The sequence below is a fragment of the Bradyrhizobium tropiciagri genome, assembly GCF_018130505.1.
Lineage (GTDB): Bacteria > Pseudomonadota > Alphaproteobacteria > Rhizobiales > Xanthobacteraceae > Bradyrhizobium > Bradyrhizobium tropiciagri_B.
The window spans coordinates 202,393-219,938 of record NZ_JAFCKH010000008.1 but is presented as its reverse complement, the minus strand read 5'-3'; the positions used below and the strand labels follow the sequence as shown (position 1 = coordinate 219,938).

Annotated in this window: 29 protein-coding genes and 2 tRNA genes; 18 read left to right on the top strand and 13 right to left on the bottom strand. The window is 64.5% G+C overall.

Translation table 11 applies throughout. The annotated features are described in order from the left end of the window. Window positions 1-111: 111 nt before the first annotated feature. The 4 genes from JQ633_RS21535 (at window position 112) to JQ633_RS21520 (ending at window position 2,642) form a co-directional block, all read left to right on the top strand. The gene (locus JQ633_RS21535) at window positions 112-699 is read left to right on the top strand and encodes a TetR/AcrR family transcriptional regulator (protein ID WP_211987075.1); all 588 of its coding nucleotides are present in this window, start codon (window positions 112-114) and stop codon (window positions 697-699) included. A gap of 107 nt (window positions 700-806) precedes the next feature. Next, window positions 807-1,205 carry a hypothetical protein gene (locus JQ633_RS21530; protein WP_249159522.1) on the top strand — a complete coding sequence of 133 codons (399 nt, stop codon included), beginning with the start codon at window positions 807-809 and terminating at the stop codon, window positions 1,203-1,205. Window positions 1,206-1,501: 296 nt separating this feature from the next. Then, window positions 1,502-2,215, top strand: coding sequence for an outer membrane protein (locus tag JQ633_RS21525; protein ID WP_211987073.1), 714 nt, complete (start codon window positions 1,502-1,504; stop codon window positions 2,213-2,215). A 187-nt stretch (window positions 2,216-2,402) separates the two neighbouring features. Continuing rightward, complete coding sequence (locus JQ633_RS21520; protein WP_211987072.1) at window positions 2,403-2,642, top strand: DUF6719 family protein; 240 nt, start codon at window positions 2,403-2,405, stop codon at window positions 2,640-2,642. A 31-nt stretch (window positions 2,643-2,673) separates the two neighbouring features. On the opposite strand, the gene JQ633_RS21515 is transcribed toward JQ633_RS21520, so the two are convergent. Then, a complete protein-coding gene (locus JQ633_RS21515; protein ID WP_211987071.1) occupies window positions 2,674-2,925 on the bottom strand; it encodes a hypothetical protein in 252 nt (83 codons plus the stop codon). A gap of 464 nt (window positions 2,926-3,389) precedes the next feature. Here JQ633_RS21515 and JQ633_RS21510 point away from each other — a divergent pair, with 464 nt between their 5' ends. Next, window positions 3,390-3,758: a hypothetical protein gene (locus tag JQ633_RS21510; RefSeq protein ID WP_249159521.1), complete on the top strand. Its 369-nt coding sequence runs from the start codon at window positions 3,390-3,392 to the stop codon at window positions 3,756-3,758. Beyond that, complete coding sequence (locus JQ633_RS21505) at window positions 3,755-4,603, top strand: alpha/beta fold hydrolase (RefSeq protein ID WP_211987070.1); 849 nt, start codon at window positions 3,755-3,757, stop codon at window positions 4,601-4,603. The genes JQ633_RS21510 and JQ633_RS21505 overlap by 4 nt, the downstream gene beginning before the upstream one ends. Window positions 4,604-4,614: 11 nt before the next feature. Here JQ633_RS21505 and JQ633_RS21500 read toward each other — a convergent pair whose 3' ends face one another. From JQ633_RS21500 to JQ633_RS21470, 7 genes are all read right to left on the bottom strand, one after another. Next, a complete protein-coding gene (locus JQ633_RS21500; protein ID WP_211987069.1) occupies window positions 4,615-5,127 on the bottom strand; it encodes a hypothetical protein in 513 nt (170 codons plus the stop codon). Window positions 5,128-5,261: 134 nt separating this feature from the next. Then, window positions 5,262-5,441 (bottom strand): hypothetical protein, encoded by a 180-nt coding sequence (locus JQ633_RS21495; RefSeq protein WP_249159520.1) that lies wholly within the window; start codon window positions 5,439-5,441, stop codon window positions 5,262-5,264. Window positions 5,442-5,543: 102 nt separating this feature from the next. Continuing rightward, window positions 5,544-5,723 (bottom strand): hypothetical protein, encoded by a 180-nt coding sequence (locus JQ633_RS21490; RefSeq protein WP_211987067.1) that lies wholly within the window; start codon window positions 5,721-5,723, stop codon window positions 5,544-5,546. A gap of 78 nt (window positions 5,724-5,801) precedes the next feature. Next, window positions 5,802-6,149, bottom strand: a complete 348-nt coding sequence (locus JQ633_RS21485; protein WP_211987066.1) for a hypothetical protein — start codon at window positions 6,147-6,149, stop codon at window positions 5,802-5,804. A gap of 194 nt (window positions 6,150-6,343) precedes the next feature. After that, the gene (locus JQ633_RS21480; RefSeq protein WP_211987065.1) at window positions 6,344-6,532 is read right to left on the bottom strand and encodes a hypothetical protein; all 189 of its coding nucleotides are present in this window, start codon (window positions 6,530-6,532) and stop codon (window positions 6,344-6,346) included. Between the two features lie 111 nt (window positions 6,533-6,643). Beyond that, a tRNA-Thr gene (locus JQ633_RS21475) sits at window positions 6,644-6,718 on the bottom strand. A 150-nt stretch (window positions 6,719-6,868) separates the two neighbouring features. Further along, the gene (locus tag JQ633_RS21470; protein WP_249159519.1) at window positions 6,869-7,276 is read right to left on the bottom strand and encodes a hypothetical protein; all 408 of its coding nucleotides are present in this window, start codon (window positions 7,274-7,276) and stop codon (window positions 6,869-6,871) included. Window positions 7,277-7,481: 205 nt separating this feature from the next. Between JQ633_RS21470 and JQ633_RS21465 the strand changes: the two genes are divergently transcribed. The 4 genes from JQ633_RS21465 (at window position 7,482) to JQ633_RS21450 (ending at window position 10,039) form a co-directional block, all read left to right on the top strand. After that, a complete protein-coding gene (locus JQ633_RS21465) occupies window positions 7,482-8,177 on the top strand; it encodes an urease accessory protein (protein ID WP_211987064.1) in 696 nt (231 codons plus the stop codon). 171 nt (window positions 8,178-8,348) lie between these two features. Beyond that, complete coding sequence (locus tag JQ633_RS21460) at window positions 8,349-8,813, top strand: hypothetical protein (protein WP_211987063.1); 465 nt, start codon at window positions 8,349-8,351, stop codon at window positions 8,811-8,813. Between the two features lie 48 nt (window positions 8,814-8,861). Then, on the top strand, window positions 8,862-9,338 hold the full coding sequence (locus JQ633_RS21455; RefSeq protein WP_211987062.1) for a hypothetical protein: 477 nt from the start codon (window positions 8,862-8,864) through the stop codon (window positions 9,336-9,338). Between the two features lie 365 nt (window positions 9,339-9,703). Further along, on the top strand, window positions 9,704-10,039 hold the full coding sequence (locus tag JQ633_RS21450; RefSeq protein WP_211987061.1) for a nuclear transport factor 2 family protein: 336 nt from the start codon (window positions 9,704-9,706) through the stop codon (window positions 10,037-10,039). A 97-nt stretch (window positions 10,040-10,136) separates the two neighbouring features. Here the strand turns inward: JQ633_RS21450 and rlmB are convergent, their stop codons facing one another. Then, window positions 10,137-10,964, bottom strand: a complete 828-nt coding sequence (gene rlmB, locus JQ633_RS21445; protein WP_211987060.1) for a 23S rRNA (guanosine(2251)-2'-O)-methyltransferase RlmB — start codon at window positions 10,962-10,964, stop codon at window positions 10,137-10,139. A gap of 195 nt (window positions 10,965-11,159) precedes the next feature. Here rlmB and JQ633_RS21440 point away from each other — a divergent pair. Continuing rightward, a tRNA-Tyr gene (locus JQ633_RS21440) sits at window positions 11,160-11,245 on the top strand. A gap of 162 nt (window positions 11,246-11,407) precedes the next feature. Here JQ633_RS21440 and JQ633_RS21435 read toward each other — a convergent pair. After that, entirely contained in the window at window positions 11,408-11,935 is a 528-nt protein-coding gene (locus tag JQ633_RS21435) for a DUF6428 family protein (RefSeq protein WP_211987059.1), read from the bottom strand. A 49-nt stretch (window positions 11,936-11,984) separates the two neighbouring features. Between JQ633_RS21435 and JQ633_RS21430 the strand changes: the two genes are divergently transcribed. From JQ633_RS21430 to JQ633_RS21415, 4 genes are read left to right on the top strand one after another with little or no spacing between them, the layout of a single operon-like run. Beyond that, window positions 11,985-12,344, top strand: a complete 360-nt coding sequence (locus JQ633_RS21430) for an ArsR/SmtB family transcription factor (RefSeq protein WP_211987058.1) — start codon at window positions 11,985-11,987, stop codon at window positions 12,342-12,344. Beyond that, window positions 12,344-13,030: an aquaporin gene (locus JQ633_RS21425; RefSeq protein ID WP_211987057.1), complete on the top strand. Its 687-nt coding sequence runs from the start codon at window positions 12,344-12,346 to the stop codon at window positions 13,028-13,030. Before JQ633_RS21430 ends, JQ633_RS21425 begins: the two co-directional genes overlap by 1 nt. After that, the gene (arsC, locus tag JQ633_RS21420) at window positions 13,027-13,449 is read left to right on the top strand and encodes an arsenate reductase (glutaredoxin) (protein WP_211987056.1); all 423 of its coding nucleotides are present in this window, start codon (window positions 13,027-13,029) and stop codon (window positions 13,447-13,449) included. Before JQ633_RS21425 ends, arsC begins: the two co-directional genes overlap by 4 nt. Next, window positions 13,446-14,609: an MFS transporter gene (locus JQ633_RS21415; protein ID WP_211987055.1), complete on the top strand. Its 1,164-nt coding sequence runs from the start codon at window positions 13,446-13,448 to the stop codon at window positions 14,607-14,609. The genes arsC and JQ633_RS21415 overlap by 4 nt, the downstream gene beginning before the upstream one ends. Window positions 14,610-14,714: 105 nt before the next feature. Here the strand turns inward: JQ633_RS21415 and JQ633_RS21410 are convergent, their stop codons facing one another. Beyond that, window positions 14,715-14,990: a hypothetical protein gene (locus JQ633_RS21410; RefSeq protein WP_211987054.1), complete on the bottom strand. Its 276-nt coding sequence runs from the start codon at window positions 14,988-14,990 to the stop codon at window positions 14,715-14,717. A 162-nt stretch (window positions 14,991-15,152) separates the two neighbouring features. Here JQ633_RS21410 and JQ633_RS21405 point away from each other — a divergent pair, with 162 nt between their 5' ends. Together JQ633_RS21405 and JQ633_RS21400 are read left to right on the top strand one after the other, a co-directional pair. After that, window positions 15,153-15,644: a hypothetical protein gene (locus JQ633_RS21405; protein ID WP_211987053.1), complete on the top strand. Its 492-nt coding sequence runs from the start codon at window positions 15,153-15,155 to the stop codon at window positions 15,642-15,644. Window positions 15,645-15,804: 160 nt separating this feature from the next. Then, window positions 15,805-16,038 carry a hypothetical protein gene (locus JQ633_RS21400; RefSeq protein WP_211987052.1) on the top strand — a complete coding sequence of 78 codons (234 nt, stop codon included), beginning with the start codon at window positions 15,805-15,807 and terminating at the stop codon, window positions 16,036-16,038. A 78-nt stretch (window positions 16,039-16,116) separates the two neighbouring features. Here JQ633_RS21400 and JQ633_RS21395 read toward each other — a convergent pair whose 3' ends face one another. Next, window positions 16,117-16,398, bottom strand: coding sequence for a hypothetical protein (locus JQ633_RS21395; protein ID WP_249159518.1), 282 nt, complete (start codon window positions 16,396-16,398; stop codon window positions 16,117-16,119). A gap of 204 nt (window positions 16,399-16,602) precedes the next feature. Here JQ633_RS21395 and JQ633_RS21390 point away from each other — a divergent pair, with 204 nt between their 5' ends. Next, the gene (locus tag JQ633_RS21390) at window positions 16,603-17,031 is read left to right on the top strand and encodes a universal stress protein (protein ID WP_211987051.1); all 429 of its coding nucleotides are present in this window, start codon (window positions 16,603-16,605) and stop codon (window positions 17,029-17,031) included. A 60-nt stretch (window positions 17,032-17,091) separates the two neighbouring features. On the opposite strand, the gene JQ633_RS21385 is transcribed toward JQ633_RS21390, so the two are convergent. Beyond that, window positions 17,092-17,493, bottom strand: coding sequence for a DUF302 domain-containing protein (locus JQ633_RS21385; protein WP_211987050.1), 402 nt, complete (start codon window positions 17,491-17,493; stop codon window positions 17,092-17,094). Window positions 17,494-17,546 lie beyond the last annotated feature (53 nt).

Sequence of the window (17,546 nt, the reverse complement as noted above, 5' to 3'; positions counted from 1 at the left end):
GGGGTCAGCTCGAATACGCATATTTGTAGCAGGTGCTACAAACATAATCCGGGCCACTTGGGCCATCAAGTATTATTTTAACGGGTGCTACAAATACGCTAGGGTGGCGGGATGACGCGCAAGATTGCATTCGACTACGACCGGGCAGTCGACAAGGCCACCAGGCTGTTCTGGAAGAAGGGCTACACCGAAACTGGACTACGCGACCTGCTCAAGGTCATGCAGATCGGCGAGGGCTCCTTCTACAACACGCTCAAGAGCAAGAAGCAGCTCTATCTGGCGTGCCTGCAGCGCTACGAGGAAACCGTGGTCGAGACGCGGCTGCAGGCGCTCGCGGCGGCACCGACCGCGGCGGAGGGCATTCGCGCATTCTTCCGCGCCGTGCTCGATCGCCTCGATATCCCGAGTACGCCGTCGCGGCTTTGCATGCTGGCTGCCATGGCGAGCGAAGACGTGCTGGTGGAGGCCAGCCTGCGAACGCGCGCCAGAACCAGCCTGGAAGCCCTCGAGCAGCTGTTCGGCGAGCGCCTGAACCAGGATCGTGACAACGGGGCGTTGCCGCGGTCGCTGGATCCGTCGACCACCGCGCAGGTGATCGTCACCTATCTGCAGGGACTTTGGCGCCGGGCCGTGGTGGATTATGACCGGTCCCGCTTCGAACGGCAGATCGACGCCTTCCTGACTGCGCTCGGGCTTTAGCGGATAACCGAGATGCGAATTCCCTTTCGGCCACCGGCGGTCTAAGACACGCCGACCGGGGAACAGGAGCGGGCGACGTTTTGCGGATTTCAACGAAACTGGCGGCGATGCTGCTGCTTCCGCTTCCGCTCGCAGGCTGTCTGACCAACGACGAGGGCAGCGGGCCGGTCAGCTTCACCGCCGACCGCGGCGTGGACAACCAGCCGTTTCCGGCCACCTATCGCACCGAGGTCCTGGCATTCATGCGGACCTATCTGAACAATCCGGTCGGCGTGCGCGATGCCGCCGTCGCCGAGCCGGTGCAGCGCACGCTGGGCGGCCGGCTGCGCTACGTGGTGTGCCTGCGCTATAGCGCGAAGGACTCGGACGGCAGTTACCGTCCGGCCCGCGAGCGCGGTATCGTGTTCGTCGACGGCAGGCTCGACCGCATGATGGAGAATGCCGGCGAGCCCTGCGCCGGGGTGTCCTATGCTGCGTTTCCCGATCTCGAGAGGATGACGCGCTGAGCCGGCCGGCGCAGGCCGCGTGGAAATGTCGCGGCAAGATCGTGACCAGACCGTCGGCAGATCGCGATCACTTTTCGGCGAGGCTTGAACCTCATGTTAGCGATCTGCGACGTCTTAACAGCGGAACTGCGGCTGCTTAACAGCTGAAAAAACCTTCTGTGCCAAGGAACAAACGGGCCTTGTTGCGGCACCGTCACAGTTCGTGAACCATCACAGCTGCGGCATTGCCCCAAAGCAACCCAATTGAGGTCACGTTGTTTGTCTTGATAGCGCAACGAAAGTAACGGGGATCAAAGATGAAGAAGTTTTTGCTCGGCACAGTCGCGCTGGCCGCTTTTGCGGGCCCTGCGTTCGCGGCTGACATGCCGGCCCGCACCTATACCAAGGCACCGCCGGTGACCGCACCGGCACTCGTCTATAACTGGACCGGCTTCTATATCGGCGGCCATGTCGGCGGCGGCTTCACTGACGGCACCAACCTGATGGGCAGCGACGCACGCTTCCTCGGCGGCGTGCAGGGTGGCTTCGACTACCAGTTCGCCCCGAACTGGGTGGTGGGTGTCGAGGCGCAGTACTCCTGGCTGACCGGCGGCTCCAACAACGGCACGCTATTCCCGGGCGGTACCGTCGTGACCGGCAATACCGACCAGCTCGGCTCGGTCACCGGCCGGTTCGGCTACACTTGGGGTCCGGCGCTGCTTTACGCCAAGGGCGGTTACGCCTGGCGCGACAGCACCAACATCAACGCCTTGGTCGGCGGCGTGCCGACGGCCTTCACCACCGACGGCAACCACAAGGACGGCTACACGGTCGGCGCCGGTCTCGAATACATGTTCGCCCCGAACTGGTCGGCGAAGGCCGAGTACCAGTATTACAATTTCGGCAAGACGACCTTCAGCGCGGGGCCGCCCGACATCGTCGGCGCGAGCTTCCGGAACGACGAGCACACCGTCAAGCTGGGCGTGAACTACCGGTTCGGCTGGGGCGGCCCGTCGGGCTCGCGGTACTGACCGTCAGTTTGGTTTTGATCGATGCGAAAAGGCCGGCTTCCGCCGGCCTTTTTGTTTGCGCAGATGGTCCGCATTCAGCCGGCGTTCACGCCTGATCGTGCAATGCAGAAAAAGAATTCCTGCATTGCACGGAACTTTCATCGGGATGCGTTATTGTGGGAATGCCGGGGCTGGTGGACAAACAAACATGCGTAGCTTTGCGTTAGGGCTGATTTTATCCGCGGTCGCCGCGCCGTGTCTTGCCCAGACCGTCCTCAAATCCGAGCCGTTGGCCCTGTCGCCCTACGAGGTCGTCTTCGTACAGGATCCGTCCTGCCCGGCCGGCAAGGTGCTCAAGGTTACCGGCGCGATCCGGGGGCTGCACCGTCGGAAGGCCTGCGTGCCGCTCGCTTCCGCGCAGGCCTCGCTGGCGACGGCAATTCCGTAGCGCACAAATTGCAGGCGTCCCCGCGGGCGAGCTAATGCAGCCGCGGCTCCAGACGCTCTTCGCGATCGGCATCGGCCTTGTTCTTGTCCGGATCTTCGTTCGGCTCGAGCTGACACGGCCGGATCTCGTAGTCATTGTCCAGCACGGGGCGCGGCGACGGGCTCTCCTCCTCGGAGACGGCATCGACCACCAGCCCGGACTTCCTGGCCAGCGTCCAGACGTCGGCTTCGGTCGGGTAGGCCTTGCTCAGCTTGGCGTCCTGATAGAACAGTGCGTAGGGCATTCGATCCTCTCCCCCGAAAAACCGACAACGCCGAACCGCGGCGGTAGTTTCAGGTCGTCGCCACTTCGTTCCGTTCACGGAACCGTGAGCAAATACTTGAAATTGCGAGTCATTTCGGACCTTTCGCGGGCCGGCCTGAGTCTCTTAACGAGTGGTGAATCCGGCAAAAAAGAATCCCCGGGACTCTCCGGGTAGAATCGCCGGATGCTCCAGCCCATGAGAGCGATCCTGCAGACCCCCAATGAACGCGTGCAACTCGCGCTGGCGACCGTGCTGCTCGCGGCCTGCGCCGCGAACGTGGCGCTGGTCTGGGCCTGGCTCTGATTCCCCTCGGCGAAGACGTTTGGCTCCCTGCGAAAATGCCGTAGCCGCTCGCGGCCGCGGCCGATTGACGGCCCGCCCATTCCTTTCATCATGGCCCGCACAACAAGCGCCCGCGGTGCGAGCGAGCGGGGAGGATGCACATGATCGAAACGCTGAAGGAGCGGGTCAACGGCGATGCCGCGCTGGTACGGCGCGGCCGTTTCTTGACGACGACGTTCCTGTTCGAGATCGGCCGCACCGCCTGGCTGATCGCGGTGCATGAGGGCCGCATCGCGTCGGTGACGAAGGGGCCGTTCGTGATGCCGTCATCGTGCTTCGCGCTGCGCACCACGGAGGCGGAGTGGGACAGGTTCTGCGAGCGGCGACCGCCGCCGGGCTCCAACGACATCATGGCGCTGATCAAGCGCCGGGTGCTGAAGGCCGAAGGCGATCTGCAGGTCTTCATGGCCAATCTGCGCTACTTCAAGGAGGCGCTCGCCAAGCTGCGCCGTGACGGAGCCGCGGCATGAGTGCGACATTCGAGCCGATCATCGGCCGCTACATGCATCTCGATCTGTTCGGCCGGGCGCACCGCATCTATGTCGAGGAAGCGGGCGAGGGCACGCCGCTGCTCTGCCTGCACACCGCGGGCAGCGACGGGCGGCAATATCGCGGCCTGATGAACGATCCGCGCGTCACCCGCAATCATCGCGTCATCGCCTTCGACATGCCCTGGCACGGCAAGTCGTCGCCGCCTTCGGGCTGGCACGACGAGGAGTACCAGCTCACCTCGGCGGATTACACGACGATGATCCTCGGCGTGAGCGACGCGCTCACGCTCGACCGGCCGATCGTGATGGGCTGCTCGATCGGCGGCCGCATCGTTCTGCATCTCGCGCTCGAACATCCCGAACGCTTCCGCGCCATCATCGGCCTACAGGCCGGCGCGCATGTCGATCCGTATTACGATTTGAATTTCCTGCACCGGCCGGACGTGCATGGCGGCGAGGTCGCGGCCGCGATCGTTTCGGGCCTGGTCGGGCCCGACGCGCCGGAGCGGGAGAAGTGGGAAACGCTGTGGCACTACATGCAGAGCGGGCCCGGCGTGTTCAAGGGCGACCTCTATTTCTACAAGATCGACGGTGACATCCGCGCCCGCGTCGCCGAGATCGACACCAGGCGCTGTCCGCTGTTCCTGTTGTCCGGCGAGTACGATTATTCATGCACGCCGGAAGAGACGTTGGCGGTGGCGAGCAGCATCGCTGGCGCCGAGGCCACGATCATGAAAGGCGTCGGCCATTTCCCGATGAGCGAGAATCCCGGCGAGTTCGCAAAACACTTGCTGCCGGTGCTGGAGAAGATCAGGCGACTCTGAAGCCGAGGCGCCTACTTGCCGGAGCGCGGCAGCTCGCTGTTGTCGCGGATCGCGGCGCGCACCTTGTCCATCGTGGAGGAGCAGTACTCCTCGCGCTCCTTGAGGAAGCGCTGCTGATTCTCGCGGAAACTGGCAACGCGCGCCCGCACCTCGGACTGGAAGTCGCCGCGGATGTCGAGCTTGGCGAAGTGCGGCAGCTGATCGGGCTCGGCGACGTCGGCAGGAGCCGGCGGGACCTCGATCACGGTCGGCACCGGCATCGGCGATGGTGCGGCCACCGAGGGCTCAGGCGAGGCCTGCACTGTGACTTTCAGCGGCGCGACCTTCGACGGCGCAACTGCCGATGGAGGAGGGGCCAACGGAGTGGCGGCCGGAGGAGCGGCGACTACGGGCGAGGCTTTTGCCGGAATGGCGTTCGGCTTGGCAGCCGTCAGCAACTCGGGGTCGGGCCGCTTGCCCGTCACCGACTGCACGAAGGCCATCGTCTGTGCGATCAAAAGATCGCGTTCCTGCTTCCAATCCATGGCGCACCTTGAACGCGCGGATTCCAGCAAAGCAACTTCGCAGAATCAAGCGTTCACCATGATGATGGTTGACGAAGACGTTCGTTTTGACGCTACGGTGGCAAAATTGTGACATTAACACCGCCCGAAGGGGCTCAGCGCTCACGGGGATTGGTGTTTGGGATGAAGGGGGTACCGACGATCCGGACCGGGATTTGCGCCTGCTCGACCGCCGGACGAGGGCTGGCGCTGGCCGGGGCGGGGGTCGGATCCAGGATCGCCGCGAGGCCGGCGCCGGCGACGCTGAGCAGCATAAAGGCGGCCAGCAGCAGCATGTTACGATTGGCTTCGCCTGGTCTCATGCCGGAACAACGGCGTGGGGCGGGCGGGGGTTCCCCAAACAGGCGGCGAGAGGGCGATGACGATTGATTGCCCCGCTAGTGCGCGGCCGCCTCGGCAGCGCCTCGCTCTGCCGAGCGGGCCTCGATCAGGTCGGCGTAGCGGCCATATTCCTCGGCCATTTCCAGCAGCTTCTCGCGCACGGTGGCGTCGGTGACCTGGCGGGCGAGCCGTTTGGCCTGATCGGATTGGAAGCGGTAATGTGCGGTGTCGGACATGGGCGGCTCCTCACAGAGTAAGTAGGAGCCGGTCATCAAAGGTTCACGCGGCGACCGCTTGCTTTCGGAGGAGGGTGGTCAGCGGCGATGCTCACCGGCAGGACCGGACGCCTTCCATTCCGCGAGCGTCTTCTGCATGTCCAGCACGCGGTCATAGATTTCCTGGGTCCTCCGGTCCGCTTCCCCGGACGCGAGAGTCTGGATCTCGATCTTGTTGACCCGCGCGGTAAGCTCGTCGAGTTGTGCCGAAGTCCTGACCAGGACGTCGGCCTGCTGCTTGCTCCATTCGGCGGCCTGCCGGGCGAATTCGGTCTGCGACGACAGCGAGTTTTCGACCAGCGCGCGCCGCTGCACTTCCGACATGCCGATGGCAATCACGTTGAAGATGACCAGCGCGATCAGGATCGTTCGAGTGTCGAGCCGCATGCCGTTGTCCTCGCAATCTCAGCAATACGCCGGGGACGTGCTCCGGCGAAAATTCCTTTGACCATACAGTTGCTGGGATCGACAAGCCGTCCGGCGGGCCGGTCGCATGGTTGTCGCTGAAGGATGGGGCATCATCACGCGCCAGCCGCCCTCGCGCCTTGCAGAGGCCCCCGATCGGGCATCACCGCGCAGGCTTATTGAAGGCTCTGCATTCCACTCCCGGTCGCCGCTGGCATGGCACCAGGTGCCTGGTCCTCGCGGACCTCGACCTCGAACCAGCCCATTTCTTTCAGCTCACGCGCCTTCTTCTCGGCCGCGTCTTCGCTGTCGCGCTTCAGCACGATCCGGCTGGTGCCATCCCGGGCAAGGATCAAATAGGTCATCGTTTGAGTCCACCCCACGCCAGAATACACAGTTTTGGGGGTAATGACAGAAACAATCCGCAAAAGCTGGGGGCAGCCCAAAATTGCGAACACGGCACGGCGCAAAAACCATGGTGCCGGCTGAGGGGATTGAACCCCCGACCTTCAGTTTACAAAACTGCTGCTCTACCGCTGAGCTAAGCCGGCGACTGTATGGGATTGCGCGCTCGCATAGCAGACTTGGCGGGCGAGGGCCAGAACCAGAAGGGACGGGAATGCCCGTCACCTCTCGTGGGGCCGAGCCAAAGCAAACGGTGGCCGTGAGGCCGCCGTTTCTTTGGGCACGCGAGGCATGCCTTACTGGCAGGGATGCTGGAGGCCGTCGGAGCCGCGGAACCAGGTGCCGGGGGTGCAGACGAAGCCGTTCCGGCGGGCATACTCGGTGCCGCCGATCGGAGCTTCGGTGGCGGCGAGCGGGGCGGTGGCGATCGCCGCCGCCGTGCCGACTGCGCCGCCGACCACGCCGGCCGCGGCACCGACCGGGCCGTCATAGCGGTTGTAGCTGCCCTGCCAGTCGCGATCGCGTCGCGACGTGCGCTGCTCGACGGTGGTGCCGGCGGCCGCCGGGCGCATGGTCTGGCAGTTCCGGTCGGGATAGCTGTTCGAGCAGCGCGCCGGGGTGCCGATGCTCTGCTGCGCCATCACTGGGGTAACGAAGGCCGAGGCGACGAGCGCGGCGGCGGCGAACATCCTGAGTTGCGTCATGCGAGGTCTCCTCTTGTCGTGGTGCAGGGCTAATCGTGCCGTGCCGCACCCGTTCCTGCCGCCGCTTGCCGCGTGTTCAAACCGGTGTGATGTTCCGCTTCGTTCGAGCTTGACGCGATTTGGCATGATCGCTGACAAGACCGGCGATCTGGTGTCTGATCCGCTGTCACATGGGGCGCAGCGATTTGGGGTGCGCAGGGGATCAATGTTCGCAATCTTGAGTCTCGGTTTTCTGCTCGGCATGCAGCATGCGCTCGAGCCGGACCACATCGCCGCCGTCTCCAGCATCGCCGCGCGCCGCAGCAACGTCACCGACATCGTCAAGCACGGACTGACCTGGGGCCTCGGCCACACGCTGACACTGTTCGTGTTCGCCGGCGCCGCTATCCTGCTCGGACATGCGATCCCGGATACCGTGGCGCAGCCGATCGAGACCGCGGTCGGCATCATGCTGGTCGGGCTCGGTGCGCATGTGTGGTGGCGGCTGTGGCGCGACCGCGTGCACTTCCACGCCCATTCGCACGGCGACGGCGCATCGCACTTCCACGCCCACAGCCACGCCGGCGAAACCGTGCCGCACGCCCGTGCGCCGCATGCGCATGCGCACGGCTTCCGCTGGCGCACGCTGCTGGTCGGCCTGATGCACGGCATGGCGGGTTCGGCTGCGCTGCTGGTGCTGACGGTGTCGCAGGCGCCGAGCCCGGTGATCGGGCTCGGCTATGTCGCGCTGTTCGGCATCGGCTCGATGATCGGCATGGGCGCGCTGTCCAGCGTGATCGCGGTGCCGCTGGCGGCCTCGGCGCGCTGGCTGACCTGGGCCAATCGCGCGCTGCAGGTCGCGGTCGGCGCCGTCACCATCGCGATCGGCATCCATTCGATCATCGAGAACGCCTTCACCTGACGCGCAGCCGCGACCTCCCGGCGTTAACGATTCCTGATCCCGTTCCGGGCAATTGACCGGCCGCCGAGGCTTGCGCGTTAGGCTTACCGGCAGTTTGGCAGGCTTCCTTAACCCTTGCGCCACGGCGTTCCATTAAACTGCCGGCCGGAACAATCGGGACGATGGGTCAACATGCGCGCACGCCTTGCACTGGCGATACTGGCCGCGACGACGTCGCAGGCGCTGGCCGGCGGCGGCTTTGACATCGTCGTGCCCGTGCGCCCCGGCATGACGATCATCATCAACGGCGTCGACGCCACCTATGCGGTGGTCGAGAGCGCGATGGGCCTTGCCCGCAACGAGTCGATGGTGCCCACCATCTATGGCGGCCGCTATATCGATCCGGTGCCGAATGTCGGCCACTATTATCCGACCCTCGGCCGCAAGCCGGGCTACGGCCGGCTCGAGATCGAGCCGCCGGCCAACCGCCGCCTGCCGCAGCCGGCCGAGAGCTATCATGAATCGTGGTCGGCGCATTCGGCGCCGCTGCCGGCGCAGTCCAACGTCCCCGTCGATCCGCCGCCGGTGATCTACGCGCCGGAGTTCAACGGTCCGCGGCCGCCGCCGCGTCCCATTCCGCGGCCTCGCGGTCCCTAGCAGCCAACAACAAGAATACGCGACGACAAACACCGACAGGAGAGAGTAATGCGTCAATTGATTACCGGACTGATCGCGGCCGTGGCCGTGATGGCGAGCGCGCCCGCGATGGCGTGCGGCTTCGACCTCTGCGCGCCGCCGGTCTATTCCGCGCCGGCGTACGGCTATGGCGGCTGCGGCGGTTGTGGCGGCGGCTGGGGCTACGGTGGCGGCTATGCCGCGGTCGAGCGTCTGCCCGATCCGGACCGCTACTACGCCAGCCCGGCGCAGCAGTACTACTACGTCAACCAGGGCCCGACCTACACCGGTCCAGGCAACTGGGCGCCGCGTCCGTACTACCGCGAGGGCTATGCCCGCCCGTATTACGGCTACCGCAACTATGGCTATCGCCATTACGGCTACCGCGCCCACTATCGGCCCTACCGCCAGCACTACGGCTATCGCGCCTACGGCTATCGCGCCTACGGCTATCGCCACAGCTACGCGCCGCACCGCTACGGCCCCGTGCTGCGCCGCTACTATTGATCGCACGATCGCGAACAACCAGCGCCCGTTCGCAGCCTGCGAGCGGGCGTTTTGCTTTGCGCGATGAAGGCGATCCGCCGGGGTCGGGAGCTCTCGCGGAGGCGCGCCGCCAAAACCGCGAAAACAACCCCATGCAAAGTAGCCGATGGCGGTCGCCGATGTTCGAACGGCAAATGTTCGACACGGCCACTTGACACGTCGGGCAACTCAGCGGTACTCTTCCATTATTCCGAAATAGATTCAGATGCCTCTCGGTCGGTGCATTTTTTGAGAACCGACCGTGTTTCTACGGGTCATCGCGGCCATATTCATGGCAGACGAGTCGTTCTAACTCTCATCTGACAAGAAAGAGTCAGGTGAGGAATATGTCCTTTGATCCTATGGCCGCCGCCATTGATTGGCTCGACGCCTACCGAGCGGCCGACCTTGAAGCTATCGTGAGCATGCACGCCGATAGCGCTGTCGTTTATTGCAAGTGCTGCGTGAGCGAAACCATCGCGAGCAGGGCGCGGTTGCGGGCGTTCTGGCAGGAGCGTTTTTTGGACGACTGCGTTCCGTCCGAACTTCGCGATATCCAGCCGGCCTCGCACGGTACGTCGATATCGTTCGTGACGCCCCGTGGCTTGACGACCGCGGTGCTGCACTTTGATGCAGACGGCAAGATCGCCAACATGGAATGGGGGCCGCTGAGCGCGCCGTAATTCGGCTTGCGGCGTTCGCGCCAGAGACACCGGACTTCCGCACCCGACGTTTCCACGTGTCATGACGGAGCCGTGGCGGCGGTCGCCGGACCGAGCGCTATCCCATCAGCCCGAGCCGGCTGCTGCCGATATAGAGCGCGAGCACGGCAGCGTTGGAGACGTTGAGGCTCTTGATCTCGCCGGGCATGTCGAGCCGCGCCACGACGCGACAGGTCTCGCGGGTCAGCTGCCGCAGGCCCTTGCCTTCGGCGCCGAGCACCAGCGCCAGCGGCTGCTGCAAGGCGACCTTGCCGAGATCCTCGCTGCCTTCGCTGTCGAGCCCGACGGTCTGGAAGCCGCGGTCGTTGAGCTCGTTCAGCGCCCGCGCCAGGTTCTGCACGGTGACCATGGGCACCAACTCGAGCGCGCCGGAGGCGGATTTCGCCAGCACGCCGGTCGCCTCCGGGCTGTGGCGCGCGGTGGTGACGATCGCCTTCACCGCGAACGCCGCGGCCGAGCGCAGGATGGCGCCGACATTGTGCGGATCGGTGATCTGGTCGAGCACCAGCACGATGCCCTCCATCGCCAGCGTGTCGATATCGGGCGAGGGCAGGGGCTCGGCCTCCGCCAGCAGGCCCTGGTGCACGGCATCCGGGGTGAGCCGGCGATCGAGGTCGCCGGGGCGCACGATCTCCGGGCTGACGCGGGTTGCGATATTCTCGTCGGCGAGCCGCTTGGCGGCGTTCTCGGTGAGGTAAAGCTTGCGGATCTGGCGGTCCGGGTTGGCGAGCGCCGCCGACACCGTGTGCCAGCCATAAAGAATCACCGGCCCGTCGGAACCCGAATCGCGCTCCCGCCAGGCCGGCGGGCGGCCCGATTTCGGCCCTTTCTGGAAGGGTTTACCGCCCTTGCTTCGGAAATTGGGTTTGCGGTCGCGATCGCTCATGTGAGGCTTGTGTCACTGTTGTCACGGAATGGCAATTTAACCGGCAAATTGGGGGCGTGCTTGGTTGACTTTGACCGGTCGCTTCCCCCATAAACGCGCCCGACCGCGCACCCGAACCGGGCCTTCGCGGTTATCAGCGTCATTTCGATGACCCGGTCCGCCGCCACTCGCGCGGCCGGTCTGATGCTGTTGGACGGGGGAGTGTCCCGAGTGGCAAAGGGAGCTGACTGTAAATCAGCCGCCTCATGGCTTCGCAGGTTCGAGTCCTGCCTCCCCCACCAGCCTTCGCTCGCTTCGCGAGTTGCGGCTGGGCAAGCCGGCAAAATCCATCGTAGCGAAGTGAGCGAAGGCTGCCGCGCCGAAGCCCGAAGGGCGCAGGCGGGCTTTGTTTGCGAGTAGCGATTTGATACGGAGGATAGGCCGCTACCGCCGCCACGCCGGCATCAACCGCAACAAGGTTGCTTGGATGTCGGAGCGCAGCATGATTGCTGCTCTTGAAGCCATCGGTCGCGGGGCTTGCAACTCGACGGACGCGCCGACAGATAGACGCGGATCGCGGTATCGCCGACATCCATGTGCTCCGCGCGATAGATTTGCATCGGCCGTACGCCGTCGCTCACCTCAAAGGTTAGCTTCGCTTTTGGATCGAATCCGACGGCCTCGTCGACCTTGTGGATGATCGCAAGAAATTTCCCGGCCGGCATGTGACCACGGTTTTCTTCCTCGATGTCCCAGAGTTGGATGAAGGTCTCGCTCCAGCTTTCAGGGTTCGCGCCGCAATCGAGCGCCCTGAAGAAGCCGGTTTTGACCTCCGTGACGTGGTAGCTCGGGCGGATATCCCTGCCGTCGTAATTGAAGATCAGCGGTTTCTCCCGATGCGCCTCAACGCCGGAGAGGAGCGTCGCAGATGAAAGCTCTTCCACCTGAAGCAATGCGCCGACGATTGATCGGGTATTGGCAAGCGAGTTCATGGCTGCTATCCTCATTTCAATGATTGTTGAATTGTAGGATTATCGAAACATGGACGAGCGTCAAGCCCGAACCGCTTTCGCCGCGCTGTCGCAGGAAACGCGGCTGCGGATCGTGCGGTTGCTGGTCCAGGCAGGTCCCGATGGAATGGCGGCGGGGGCGATTGCCGAGGCGGTCGCAGTATCGCCGTCCAACGTCTCCTTCCACCTGAAGGACCTCGAGCATGCCGGCATGATCGTGCCGCGTCGCGAGGCGCGTTCGATCATCTACTCGGCGGACTTCACCGGCTTGAGCGATCTCATCGCCTTCCTGATGAAGGATTGCTGCGCGGGCCACCCGGAAATCTGCGCGCCGGCGCTCGCCGATGCCCAGTGCCGGCCCTCCACGGCCAAGAAGAAGGCGCGCGCCTGATGCGCGGCTTCGACCTGCCAAGGCGCCTTGTGGCCGAGGGCCTCGGTACGTTGTTGCTGGTCGCGACCGTCGTTGGCTCCGGCATCATGGCTGAGACCTTGACCAAGGACGTGGCTTTGGCGCTGCTCGGCAACACCCTTCCGACCGGCGCTATTCTGGTGGTGCTGATCACGGTGTTCGGACCGATATCCGGTGCGCATTTCAATCCGGCAGTCACTCTGGTGTTCACGCTGAAGGGCGACCTCCGTCCGCCGCACGCCGCGCAGTACATCGCGGCGCAGGTGCTCGGGGGAATTCTGGGTGCAATGGTCGCGCATGCCATGTTTGGCCTGCCGTTACTGGAGTTCTCTGCAAAGGCCAGGACAGGTTTTCCGCAGTGGTTTGCGGAATTCGTTGCCGCGTTCGGATTGGTCGCAACGATCATCGGTGGCCTCCGGTTTCGTGCGGCCGCAATTCCATGGCTGGTCGGGCTTTACATCACCGCCGCATACTGGTTCACCGCGTCCACTTCCTTCGCCAACCCGGCCGTCGCCATCGCGCGATCATTCACCAATACGTTTTCCGGCATCCGAGCGCAGGATTTGTCGGGATTCATCGCCGCCGAGGTTCTAGGAGCCATCGTCGCGCTGGCATTCATGACGTGGCTCCTGCGCGGCGCAGAAGCCACCAAGGAGGCTGTCCGATGACGGTAACGATCTATCATAATTCAGATTGCGGAACGTCGCGCAACACCCTGGCAATGATCCGCCAGAGCGGCGAGGAGCCCGAGGTCGTCGAATATCTCAAGAACCCTCCCTCGCGCGACACACTTGTCTCGCTCATCGCTGCCATGGGCATGACGCCGCGTGCGCTGCTCCGCGAGAAGGGCACACCTTATGCCGCGCTCGATCTTGCCAATCCGAAATGGAGCGACGACGAACTGATCGACTTCATGATGGCGCATCCGATTCTCATCAATCGGCCGATCGTGGTCTCGCCAAAAGGAGTGAAGTTGTGCCGGCCGTCGGAGGCTGTCCTTGATCTTCTCGCCAGCGACATCGGTCAATTCGTCAAGGAAGACGGCGAATTAGTTTCACCTAACACGCCGGGTGCGCGCGCCGGATGAGCCGCCGTGCCGATAACGTCCTGATTGTCGCGCTCGGTACCACCCAAACTCTTGCCTGGGCGTCGAGCTACTACTTGCCGGCCATTCTCGCCGACCCGATTGCGCGTGACCTCGGCATATCGACGAACTGGCTGTTCGCCGCGTTTTCGATGGCGCTGGTAATATCCGGACTGCTCGGTCCCCGCGTTGGGCGCCAGATCGACCGCATGGGTGGGCGTGAAGTGCTCTGCGCGTCCAATCTCATTCTGGCGTCCGGTCTGATCATGCTCGGGCTGTCGCAGGACGGCATCTTGATGGCCGTGAGCTGGCTACTGCTCGGCGTCGGCATGGGCCTCGGCCTCTATGATGCAGCCTTCGCGGCGCTCGGGCGCATTTACGGCGACGCCGCGCGCCGCTCGATCACCGGCATTACCTTGATCGCAGGATTTGCCAGCACGATCGGCTGGCCGCTCAGTGCGTGGGGGCTGTCAACCATCGGTTGGCGCTGGACCTGCTTCGGCTGGGCTGCCGCGCATATTCTGATCTGCTTGCCACTTAACGGACTTCTGATACCGAAGCTGAAGAGCGAACATCGGATCACAGCTGACGCGCCGAAGCCCCATATTCCAATAGACCGCGCAATGGTCTTGCTCGCCTTTGCCTTCGCAGCAGCCTGGAGCGTCACGTCGGCGATGGCGGTTCATCTGCCGCGAATCTTGGAGTCGCTCGGCGCGACCCAAGCGCAGGCCATTGCAGCGGGCGCGCTCATCGGCCCGGCGCAGGTGGCGGCGAGGATCGTCGAAGCGAGCCTGCTGAACCGCTTTCATCCACTATGGTCCGCGCGACTGGCCTGCGTCACGCACCCGCTGGGCGCCTGCGTCATCGGCTTGTTCGGCGGCGGCTTTGCCGGCATCTTCGCGCTGCTGCACGGCGCGGGAAACGGAATCCTGACAATTGCGCGCGGGACATTGCCGCTGGCGATATTCGGTCCAAAGGATTTCGGCTATCGCCTGGGACTGCTGGGCGCTCCGTCGCGACTGTCTCAGGCTATCGCGCCCCTGGTATTCGGGTTCCTGATTTCGCCGCTCGGCGGCTATACGCTTGCAGTTACGTCGGCACTCAGTTTGGCCGCGCTTCTGGCGCTGTTTGCGCTTGCGACGAAGAAGGAACATGCCACGTAGCAGATCGCCCAGAGGCTTTTTTTGTCGGCATCAGCGAAGTGAGCGATGGCGCCGCGCCGGAGACCGAAGGGCGCAGGCTGTATTGGCTGTGCTTCGCCTAGCGGCTTACCGCACCTCTCTGTAATGCCCGGTGCTGTCAACGATGACCGATCGCTCGGTGCCATCCTTGGTTGCCTTGAACGTCTTGATCTTTCCGGACGGAACCTCGCGGATCTGCGAGTAGCCGGCAGCCGTCAGCTTGGCCCTGATCTCGTCCAAGGTGAGAGCCTGGGCAGCGGGGAGAACGCCGGCAGAGAGGCAGAGAGCGAAACAAAGCCTTGCCGCTTTCATGTTGAAATTCTTCTCTTCATGCTCGCGTCGACTGACGTCGCCGGCGCTCACCAGTTTTCTCGCAGGCGAAAGAATACCCGCCGGCGCGGCGGCCCGCCATGCGTAGCTCGCTGCTGTCCAAGCCGCCGCCCTGCCGTTGATCTACGTCAAGCTTTTGCGTCGCAATCTCGGTAGCCTGCTACTCGCGCAATTGTTCGCCAGGGAGGATGCGCCATGCTTCGTTCGATCCTTGCCGCACTGGCAATACTGGTGCTGACCACGGTCTGCCTCGTTCCCGATGACGCCTATGCCCGCCGCGGAGGTGGCGGCGGCGGCTTCCGCGGCGGCGGCGGAGGCGGCTTTCATGGCGGAGGCATGCGCGGCGGCGGGATGCACGCCGGTGGCGCGCGGTATCGCGGCGGCGGCGGTTATCGGGTTGGCGGACCGCGGCCTTCGCACCCGATCGCCGGCCGTCCGGGATATCCGGGTCGCCCGATCGCCGGTCGTCCGGGATATCCGGGCCGACCGATCGCCGGGCGCCCCGGCTATGGCGGAGGATACTATCGGCCGGGTTGGGGCTACGGCGCCGCCGCGGTCGGCGCTGCCGCAGCCGCGGGCGCATACGGCGCGTACGGCGCATATGGTTATGGCGACTACGGGAACCAGGGCTGCTACTACGATCAGTACGGCCAGATGATCTGCCCGCAGTACCAGTATCAGTATTGATCCGACCGGGCAGTCCCGGCCGGCCGGTTCACGCGTCGCAAGGTCTCGCGAGCGGGAGCCGGTCCTCACTCAGCCGGCCGGATCGGCCGGCGCGCACGCAACGGGCCGCGGCGATCGCGACCGTGCGATCCCTTGCGTGCGTCGCCGAGGGAGACGCGCGATGGAATACGGCGCCTTCAGCGACGCGAGCCTGAAGATGATGTACGAGGCCGTTCGCGGTGCGCTCGAGGCCGACGATGAATTCCAGGCCAATGGCGAAGAGCCGCGCTTTCGCGTCCGGGCGACGGTGGAGTGGAAACGGCACGCCGACAACCTCGAGAGCGAGATGCTGAGGCGCGGCCTCGAGATTGTCGTCATCGACTGGACCAACGGGCGTGGCGAGTCTCCGCGGTGAGCTGCGGCAAACTGATGGGTGCGATGGCCGCGCGCCCTGAGCGGATCGAAGCGACTGCGGATGCCGCACGCCGATCGGCTATTTCGGCAGGCATTCCACATTGTAGGCGATGATGATCTGGGATTGGTCGGCCTTGCCGATGCTCTTCAGATCTTCGAGGCCGCTTCGCAGCCTGGTTCCTGCCTCTTTCAGGCTGCCTTCGAGCGCGGACTTGGCGGTCCTGCAGCGCTCTTCAGTCGTGAACTCCTGAAACACCACGTTCGGGAACAGCCGCCAATCCGACTTGTCGCTCGTCGCGGCCGGGTTGAGCGAGTAGGAGAACACGTACATCAGCACCCACATCACTGCGCTCCCGTCCATGGCGGCCAGCATTGCCCGGGTGATTTGGCGACACAGGTCGCGCCTCGGCCATGATCTGGATCAACGGGCGTGGCTGCCGCCCGGCTTCGATCGCATGTTGTCGATCGCGCCGGCCGATTGATCTATCTCAACACTACTTCCGAAAAGGGCGAGCCAGCTTGCCGTCGAAACGGAGCGAGATACGTCACGATCGGGAGGTGAGGCATGTACCGGCATATTCTGATTCCGACCGATGGGTCGGAGCTGGCGGAGCACGGGTTGAAGCAGGGGTTGGCGCTGGCGAAGACCCTCGGCGCCAGGGTTTCCGTGATCTTCGTCCTCGAACCGCTTTCCGAACTGACCGGGCGCCTGCTCGAAGCCGTCGCAACCTATGCGAAGCTCCGCAAGGAGCAGGCTACGGCGGCGCTGGATAGCGCGGCAAAAGCCGCCAAGGAGGCGGGAGTTGCCTGCGAGACGATCCAGGTCGAGAACGGGCAGCCCCATCAGGCCATCATCGCAGCCGCCAAGGACAAGGGCTGCGATCTGATCGCCATGTCGTCGCACGGACGCAGCGGGCTCTCGATGCTGCTGATCGGCAGCGTGACGAACAAGGTGCTGGCGGAAGCGAAGATCCCCGTGCTGGTTTGTCCGTGACGGGAGCGGGGCCGGCGACTCCGGCGGCGTCAGCCTTCGAAGCTGCCGATCAAGCCGTCGTCAGGGTGTCGTCGCCTTCGCCGCGATCGCCTTCAGTGCGCCCGACATCGCCTCGACGACTTGCTTGCCGGATTGCTCGATGCCATGCCGGCGGGCGAGGTAGGCCGAATCGTTGTACGACAGGAACGTCGTGCCGGCTTCGTCCTGCCAGACCAGCGCCTTCAGCGGCAGGTCGATGCCGATGGTCTGCGCCGCCTGCATCAGCGGCGTGCCGCCCTTGGCCGCGCCGAAGATCAACAGATCGGTCGGCCGCAGCGGCAGGCCGGCCGCGCTGGCGCCGGCGGCGTGATCGACGTGCGCGAACACCGTCATGCCCTTGGCCTTCACCTCGGCCTCGAGCCGCTCCATGGTCTGCTGCGGGCCGAAGGCGCTGCGCAGGGTGATCAATCCGTCTGCCGACATTGCATATTCTCCCATCGATATCGTTGCGATCAGTGCGAAGACGATCGTTCTGA